The organism is Pseudomonas sp. GW821-FHT02C04 (assembly GCF_059421845.1).
The window spans coordinates 317,392-324,947 of the sequence record NZ_JBWKVT010000005.1 but is presented as its reverse complement, the minus strand read 5'-3'; the positions used below and the strand labels follow the sequence as shown (position 1 = coordinate 324,947).

General features: G+C 59.1%; 9 protein-coding genes and 4 tRNA genes. 4 read left to right on the top strand and 9 right to left on the bottom strand.

All coding sequences use genetic code 11. The annotated features are described in order from the left end of the window. From AC07VV_RS20165 to AC07VV_RS20150, 4 genes are all read right to left on the bottom strand, one after another. Nucleotides 1-73: transfer RNA gene (locus AC07VV_RS20165), tRNA-His, on the bottom strand. Nucleotides 74-149: 76 nt separating this feature from the next. After that, nucleotides 150-234, bottom strand: a tRNA-Leu gene (locus AC07VV_RS20160). Between the two features lie 58 nt (nucleotides 235-292). Beyond that, a tRNA-His gene (locus tag AC07VV_RS20155) sits at nucleotides 293-368 on the bottom strand. A 32-nt stretch (nucleotides 369-400) separates the two neighbouring features. After that, nucleotides 401-477: transfer RNA gene (locus AC07VV_RS20150), tRNA-Arg, on the bottom strand. 274 nt (nucleotides 478-751) lie between these two features. Between AC07VV_RS20150 and folD the strand changes: the two genes are divergently transcribed. Together folD and pbpG are read left to right on the top strand one after the other, a co-directional pair. Beyond that, nucleotides 752-1,606: a bifunctional methylenetetrahydrofolate dehydrogenase/methenyltetrahydrofolate cyclohydrolase FolD gene (gene folD, locus AC07VV_RS20145; RefSeq protein WP_085712473.1), complete on the top strand. Its 855-nt coding sequence runs from the start codon at nucleotides 752-754 to the stop codon at nucleotides 1,604-1,606. Nucleotides 1,607-1,834: 228 nt separating this feature from the next. Beyond that, nucleotides 1,835-2,773, top strand: coding sequence for a D-alanyl-D-alanine endopeptidase (gene pbpG / locus AC07VV_RS20140; protein ID WP_493073795.1), 939 nt, complete (start codon nucleotides 1,835-1,837; stop codon nucleotides 2,771-2,773). A gap of 54 nt (nucleotides 2,774-2,827) precedes the next feature. Here pbpG and AC07VV_RS20135 read toward each other — a convergent pair whose 3' ends face one another. Both AC07VV_RS20135 and AC07VV_RS20130 read right to left on the bottom strand, forming a co-directional pair. Beyond that, nucleotides 2,828-3,034: a hypothetical protein gene (locus tag AC07VV_RS20135; protein ID WP_493065163.1), complete on the bottom strand. Its 207-nt coding sequence runs from the start codon at nucleotides 3,032-3,034 to the stop codon at nucleotides 2,828-2,830. A gap of 96 nt (nucleotides 3,035-3,130) precedes the next feature. Then, nucleotides 3,131-3,802, bottom strand: a complete 672-nt coding sequence (locus AC07VV_RS20130; RefSeq protein ID WP_495037266.1) for a peptidase C39 family protein — start codon at nucleotides 3,800-3,802, stop codon at nucleotides 3,131-3,133. Between the two features lie 231 nt (nucleotides 3,803-4,033). Between AC07VV_RS20130 and AC07VV_RS20125 the strand changes: the two genes are divergently transcribed. Beyond that, a complete protein-coding gene (locus AC07VV_RS20125; protein WP_167443780.1) occupies nucleotides 4,034-4,201 on the top strand; it encodes a hypothetical protein in 168 nt (55 codons plus the stop codon). A gap of 75 nt (nucleotides 4,202-4,276) precedes the next feature. Here AC07VV_RS20125 and AC07VV_RS20120 read toward each other — a convergent pair whose 3' ends face one another. Both AC07VV_RS20120 and AC07VV_RS20115 read right to left on the bottom strand, forming a co-directional pair. Continuing rightward, nucleotides 4,277-5,026, bottom strand: a complete 750-nt coding sequence (locus tag AC07VV_RS20120) for a TerC family protein (protein WP_192558454.1) — start codon at nucleotides 5,024-5,026, stop codon at nucleotides 4,277-4,279. A 28-nt stretch (nucleotides 5,027-5,054) separates the two neighbouring features. Then, the gene (locus tag AC07VV_RS20115) at nucleotides 5,055-5,297 is read right to left on the bottom strand and encodes a hypothetical protein (protein WP_495037265.1); all 243 of its coding nucleotides are present in this window, start codon (nucleotides 5,295-5,297) and stop codon (nucleotides 5,055-5,057) included. 144 nt (nucleotides 5,298-5,441) lie between these two features. Between AC07VV_RS20115 and nhaR the strand changes: the two genes are divergently transcribed. Beyond that, a complete protein-coding gene (nhaR, locus tag AC07VV_RS20110; RefSeq protein ID WP_495037264.1) occupies nucleotides 5,442-6,341 on the top strand; it encodes a transcriptional activator NhaR in 900 nt (299 codons plus the stop codon). Here nhaR and AC07VV_RS20105 read toward each other — a convergent pair. Next, nucleotides 6,338-7,498 (bottom strand): MFS transporter, encoded by a 1,161-nt coding sequence (locus AC07VV_RS20105; RefSeq protein WP_102621716.1) that lies wholly within the window; start codon nucleotides 7,496-7,498, stop codon nucleotides 6,338-6,340. The genes nhaR and AC07VV_RS20105 overlap by 4 nt on opposite strands. Nucleotides 7,499-7,556: the final 58 nt, after the last annotated feature.

The following is a 7,556-nucleotide window of genomic DNA, read 5'->3' as shown; positions in this document are numbered from 1 at the left end:
GGTGGACGATGGGGATCGAACCCACGACAACGGGAGTCACAATCCCGTGCTCTACCAACTGAGCTACGCCCACCATATTGCGTGCCAAAGAAGCCAAACAACTTCTTTGTAGAACTTCACCCTACCAACGGCATGAATGAAGCTTTGACTGGTGCGGATGAAGAGACTCGAACTCTTACGCCTCGCGGCGCTGGAACCTAAATCCAGTGTGTCTACCAATTCCACCACATCCGCGGATGAAGCTTTTTAAAGCAAAGGCGCCAGACTGTTACATCTGGCGCCTTTCGAAATATGGGGTGGACGATGGGGATCGAACCCACGACAACGGGAGTCACAATCCCGTGCTCTACCAACTGAGCTACGCCCACCATATCGCGTTACTTGTGCCAAAGCTGCCTAATGGCGCACCCGGCAGGACTCGAACCTGCGACCATCCGCTTAGAAGGCGGATGCTCTATCCAGCTGAGCTACGGGCGCCTTGTTAGCTGTACCCTTGGAGGACTACAAACTAAGTGCTTTCCAGTCTCGCAGAACCTTGATTCCGCTCAACCTTCTTAACCAGTGCTAGGCTGTGCCCGACAAGTGCGACGAATAGTATAGAGCGACCTGCAGGTCGTCAAATCCTTTTTAAAAAAAATTCATTTAATTAAAGGGCTTAGGGGAATTTGCTGACCAAGCGCCTTTGCCCTCACCGTCTGACATGCGAGAATGCGTTCTCTTTTTTTCCCCTCTCGATGGTTAATCACGCGCAATGACTGCACAACTAATCGACGGCAAATCAATCGCCGCCAGCCTGCGCCAGCAGATCGCCCAACGGGTAGCCGAACGTCGCGAGCAAGGCTTGCGCACTCCCGGCCTCGCGGTGATCCTGGTCGGCAGCGATCCTGCCTCTCAGGTTTATGTCTCGCACAAGCGTAAAGACTGTGAAGAGGTCGGCTTCCTCTCTCAAGCCTACGACCTGCCTTCCGAAACCACTCAAGAAGCGCTGACCGATCTGATCGATCGACTGAACGACGACCCGGCAATCGACGGCGTTCTGCTTCAACTTCCACTGCCTGAGCACCTGGACGCCTCCAAACTGCTGGAACGCATCCGCCCGGACAAGGACGTAGATGGTTTCCATCCTTATAACGTCGGCCGCCTGGCCCAGCGCATTCCGCTGCTGCGCCCCTGCACCCCGAAAGGCATCATGACCTTGCTGGAAAGCACCGGTGTCGATCTGTACGGGATGGACGCCGTGGTTGTCGGCGCTTCCAACATCGTCGGTCGCCCGATGGCCATGGAACTGCTGCTGGCCGGTTGCACCGTGACCGTGACCCACCGCTTCACCAAGGACCTGGCAGGCCACGTCGGCCGCGCCGATCTGGTCGTGGTGGCCGCCGGCAAGCCGGGTCTGGTCAAGGGCGAGTGGATCAAGGAAGGCGCGATCGTGATCGACGTCGGCATCAACCGTCAGGACGACGGCAAACTGGTCGGTGACGTCGTGTACGAAACCGCCCTGCCTCGCGCCGGCTGGATCACTCCAGTACCGGGTGGCGTCGGCCCGATGACCCGCGCCTGCCTGCTGGAAAACACGCTGTACGCGGCAGAAACCCTGCACGCCTGAGGCGCTTTTCCCGCGCTCCCGAAACCCCGCCTCGTGCGGGGTTTTTCATGTCCTCGAAAAAACCTTTACCGTTCGCCGGAAACCCCTATTTTTACAGGGCTTTTCACGACTTTTTCATGCCCCACAAACAACCATCGACAGATCTTCAGCCATACTCCTAGAATGCGTCGTTTTACGACACAGTCCGTTACAAATAACGGCATTTCCAACCTTCATGAGTTCGCCCGCGTGAATATTCGTCTGTCCATCCTGAGCCTGGTTTTTGCATTTTCAGGCACGCTCCTCACGCCAACGGTCAACGCCGCCGAAACCACCGCTGCCCCCCGAGACGCCTCGCAACTGAAAATCGCCTCTGGCAGCGCCCTGCTGATGGATCTGCAGACCAATAAAGTCATCTACTCCAGCAATCCGGACGTGATCGTGCCGATCGCTTCCGTCAGCAAGTTGATGACCGGTCTAGTCGTGGTTGAAGCACACCAGAACATGGACGAATGGATTGACGTCGACATCAGCCATACCCCGGAAATGAAAGGCGTGTTTTCCCGGGTCAAACTGCGTAGCGAATTGCCGCGCCGAGAGATGCTGCTGATTGCCCTGATGTCCTCGGAAAACCGCGCGGCAGCCAGCCTGGCCCACCACTACCCAGGCGGCTACGTGGCATTCATCGCGGCGATGAACGCCAAGGCCAAGGCGCTGGGCATGACCAGCACCCACTTCGTCGAACCGACCGGCCTGTCGGAACGCAACGTTTCCACCGCCCGTGACCTGAGCAAGTTGCTGATGGCCGCGCAGAAACATCCGATCCTCAGCGAGCTCACCACTACCAAGGAAAAAACCGTTTCGTTCCGCAAACCCAACTACACCCTGGGTTTCCGCAACACCGACCACCTGGTCAACAAAGCCGACTGGGACATCAAGATCACTAAAACCGGCTTCACCAATCCGGCTGGCCATTGCCTGGTGCTTGTGACCAAGATGAGCAACCGTCCGGTCGCCCTGGTGATTCTCGACGCATTCGGCAAGTACACCCACTTTGCCGATGCGAGCCGCATCCGCAGCTGGATGGAAACCGGCAGAAGCACCAACGTTCCGGCGGTGGCTCAGCAATACAAGGCCGAGAAGAACCTCAAGGGTCGTCACAGCGGCGTCGTCGAAGCGTCCAAGTAATCCGCGACACAAGAAAAAGCCCCGAACATTCGGGGCTTTTTTTCGTCTGCTGAATCAGTCGTTGGGCAGCGGCATCTGGTCATCATCGGGAATGCCGTCACCGGCACTTGGATCGCGCCGATGTTCCGGCGTCACGACGACAGGGCGGGCCAGCGGATCACGCAGCGGGCTGTCCGGGTCCAGCACCGGATCCACGTCCGGTTCCGGCGTAGTCGGCACACTGTCCGGTTTATGGTCGTCGAAGCTCGAATCGGTACTCATACGCACCTCTCATTCGGGTCATCACCCGAAAAATCGGGCGTTACCTTTAAGAGCTTAGCCCCGCGCCATCGTGCCCGTCAGAAGACGGACGGAACCTCATTTCGCTTCCAGCGCCTTGCGGGCCTGTGCCGCCTCGCGCTCCTGACCGGCCTGTGCCAGTTCATCAGCCGCTTTCAACCAACGCTGGCGATCGACCCCAGCGGGAATCTGCGAAGGTTTTTGAATCAGTACCGCCCAACCACCCGACTTCTCGAACGCCGATTCGAAAGAACTGAAACTCATCAATTCGCGACGGTTCATCCCGGCGCGCAGCAGCACCTTCTGCTTTTTCCGGTCATAACCGGAGAGGATCGCGTAGCGCGGTCCCGCCCAGAACGCCGAACCCTCGCTGAAACGCACCATCACCGGATAACCGGCCGCCACTTGGGTCAGCAGTGCGGGCAACTGACTATCCAGTGGATAGACCACCATGCCGTACTCACGGGCCAGGTTCTGCATGTTCTGCTGCAACTTGTCCTCGGCGCCCGGCAGGTGCAGCGGCTTTTCCAACAGGCCCGGCGTGATCATGACGCCCTGTTGCGACAGCAGACTGGCCAGCACTTGCGGCCCGCTCTGATTGGCTTCACCGCGATAGAAAGTGCCGCTGAGTTCGACGCGCTCCGGCAGGCGCTGGACCTCGGGCGCCACACTGCCCGCACAACCCACCAATGCTGTCACGCAACCGGCCACCAGCAACGCCATGCGAATCCGGGAAAATAGCTGCACCATCGTCACTCTCTTGATCAGTTACCGGTCATCGTGTTCCGGCTTGGTCGAGGATCATAGGACGGCGTAACGCTGCGGTATAGCCCAAAGGGGCAGATGCATCGCCTGCATAGAGCGAAGTGATTGGTCACCACCGACCTTTGGTCAATAGCCTGAAACACGCCAGCGACTAGACTGTCATCCAGACAAGCGCAAAAGAGCGAGCGCCCGACGCAGGGCAAAGAGGAGGCACAGATGAGCCTGACCATGACCATCGTAATGCTGATTGCCGGCTGGCTGGCCGTCGCCGCCGCCATGCTGTGGGGCGTGTTGCGGATTTCCCGGCGCCATCATCACCCCGTACAACCCGCACCGATCAAGAAAATCGAGAAACACAGCGCCCGTCACGCCACCGCGCACTGACCTCCTGTAACCGACTCAAACAAAAAAGGCCGCCTGGACTCTCGCGAGTTCAGGCGGCCTTTGGTTTTCCAGCGATTACGCTTCGGCAGTCAGTTTCTTCTGCCTGGCGCGGCGGGACATCATGTTCAGCACTTCAATCGAAGCCGAGAACGCCATGGCGGCATACACATAACCTTTCGGTACGTGGGCGCCGAAGCCTTCGGCGATCAGCGTCATGCCGATCATGATGAGGAAGCCCAGGGCCAGCATCACCACCGTCGGGTTGTCGTTGATGAACTTGGCCAGCGGATCAGCTGCAAACAGCATCACCAGCACCGAGACCACTACCGCAATCACCATGATCGGCAAGTGTTCAGTCATGCCGACCGCGGTAATGATGCTGTCGATCGAGAACACCATGTCCAGCATCAGGATCTGCCCGATGGCGGCGGCAAAGCCCAGGGTCACTGTCGACGTCGCGGACTTCGGATCTTCCGGCGCCGGGTCCATGCTGTGATGGATCTCGGTCGTCGCTTTCCACACCAGGAACAGGCCACCGGCGATCAGGATCATGTCCTTCCAGGAGAACGCCTGGCCGAGGATCTCGATGACCGGCGCGGTCAACTGAACGATGAACGCGATGGTGCTCAACAGCGCCAGACGCATGATCAGCGCCATGCCGATGCCCAGGCGACGGGCCTTCTGCCGGTACTGCTCGGGCAGTTTGTTGGTCAGGATCGAGATGAAGATCAGGTTATCGATGCCCAGCACGATTTCCATCACCACCAGTGTGGCCAAGGCAATCCAGGCGGTCGGGCTGGAAGCGAGTTCTAACAGATATTCCATGGGTCAGTCCTGACTCTTGTAAGACGATTTAGATGGTCTTGGAGGAAGATTCGGATTTTTCCTCATCTTTTTCCGGTGCTTCTTTTTTCTCGATCAGGCCGCCGGTGGCGTCGCTGAGCGCTTGTTCAGCGGCTTTGTGCGTGTCGTCGATCGCCTGTTTGGCGCTCTCGGCCGCCTTGCCCATCAACTGCTGGGCGCTTTTTTCCGCCTGATCGCAACCAGTCATAAGCAGTAAAGACGTAAACATCAGTGCCGGGATCGTGTATTTCATGAGGTTTCCTTCCAATGAACAGACAGGGTCGCAAACCACCCGTCGATGGCTGGGCATTCTAGGGAGACAAACACTTCAGGAAAATTCGTATTTTTAGCGGCTATACTTCGATTTATACGAACTGTATTTGACGGACCGAACCCCATGCTCAATTACCGACAACTGCACTACTTCTGGGTGGTCGCCAAGACCGGCAGCATCGTGCGCGCGTGCGAGCAACTGAACCTGACGCCACAAACCATCAGCGGGCAGATCTCCCTGCTCGAACAGACTTACGGCATCGAATTGTTTCAACGGGTCGGCCGGCAACTTGAGCTCACCGAGGCCGGGCGCCAGGCCCTGCCCTACGCCGAGCAGATGTTCCAGCTCGGCGGCGAACTGGAACTGATGCTGCGCGCCCAGCCCAATGAACAGCAGATCCTGTTTCGCGTCGGCGTGGCGGACGTCGTGCCCAAATCCATCGTCTATCGTCTGATCGCGCCGACCATGGAGTTGAGCGAACCGCTGCGCATCACCTGCCGCGAGGACAAACTCGAGCGGTTACTGGCGGATCTGGCGATCCAGCGCCTGGACCTGGTGATCTCCGACAGCCCGATGCCCTCGCACCTGGACATCAAGGGCTACAGCCAGAAACTCGGGGAATGCGGGATCAGCTTCTTCGCCACCGCCGAGTTGGCAGCACAATACGGTCAGGACTTCCCGCGCAGCCTGCACGGTGCGCCGCTGTTGATCCCCGGCGCAGAAACCGTAGTGCGCAGCCGTTTGCAGCGCTGGTTCGCCGAGCAACAGATTCAGCCAAGAATTGTCGGGGAGTTCGATGACAGCGCCTTGATGCAGGCGTTCGGCCAATCCGGCAGCGGAATTTTCATTGGCCCGAGCGTGATTGCCGATGAGGTGATGCGCCAGTACGGCGTCGAGTTGATCGGTCAGACCGATGCGGTGAGCGAGTCGTTCTACGCGATCTCGGTGGAACGCAAGGTCAAGCACCCCGGCATCAAAGCGATTACCGAAGGTGCCCGACGAGAGCTGTTTACAGAGTTTTAAGCCGGCGCGCAGACGTCGCGCGGCTTGAGCACCATCAATACCATGGCGAGGAAGATCGACAGCAGAATGAACCCGGCTGCGGCGAAACCGACGAAGCCCAGACCGGCGCTGTCGATCACTCGACCGCCAATGATCGCGCCCAGACCAATCCCGAGGTTGGCCCCGGCAATGTTCAGCGACGCGGCGAAGGCCGGCGCCTCAGGTGCGGCTTTCATCAAGCGCACGTGGCTGACCAGAAACAGCGCCGCCTGCGTCACGCCCCAGATCCCCATCGCCGCCGCCAGACCCAGCGACGAATTGATGTTCGGCACCAGCGCCACCATCCCGGGGATCATGAACGCACAGAACATCACCGACGCCATCAACGGATGACGATCCACCGCGCGACCGCCCAGCGAGTTGCCGATCAGGCCGACCGCGCCAAAGCCCATCAGGCACCAGCCGACCACGGTGCCATTGAAGCCGGCCAGACGTTCGAGGATATCCGCCAGATAGGTGTAGGCGGTGAACATGCCGCTGAACACCAGGATCGACAGCAGCACATGACCAAGCATCAGCGGGCTGCGCAGGATCTTGAACTGCGAAGCGAAGCTGACCTGATGCTGGTGCAGGCTGGTTTTCGGCAGATAGACAAACAGCAGCAACGCCTTGGCAAACGCGATCACCGCCAGAATACCGAACGCACTGCGCCAGCCGAACGCGTCGGAAATCAGCGTGCCGACCGGAATGCCGAATACCGTGGCGCAGACGATGCCGAAGCCGATCTTGGCGATCGCGCGACCGGCGAAGTCCGGGCCGACGATATCCACGGCGGTTTCACTGGCCAGCGCCCAGAACACCGGCAGCCCCAGCGCTGGAATCAGCCGGGCAATGGCCATGACCCAGATGTTCGGTGCGAATGCCGCCACGGTATTGGCCAGTCCGAACATGATCAGAATGGTGATGAACAGTTTGCGCCGTTCGAAACGGGCGAAATATGCCGTCAAGAATGGGCCGAACATGGCCACGGTGAAAGCGAATAGAGTCACCAGCAACCCGGCTTGCGGGATGGTGACGGCCAGGTCGCGGGCAATCGCCGGCAACAGGCCGACGATGACGAACTCTGTGGTCAGCACCGTGAACCCGGCGGCAGACAACAGAAGGATGGGCAACAGCATGAGGAACTCCAGCAAAACGACGACACCAGCGCTGACCCGAAGGCCCGCCGGCAGAACT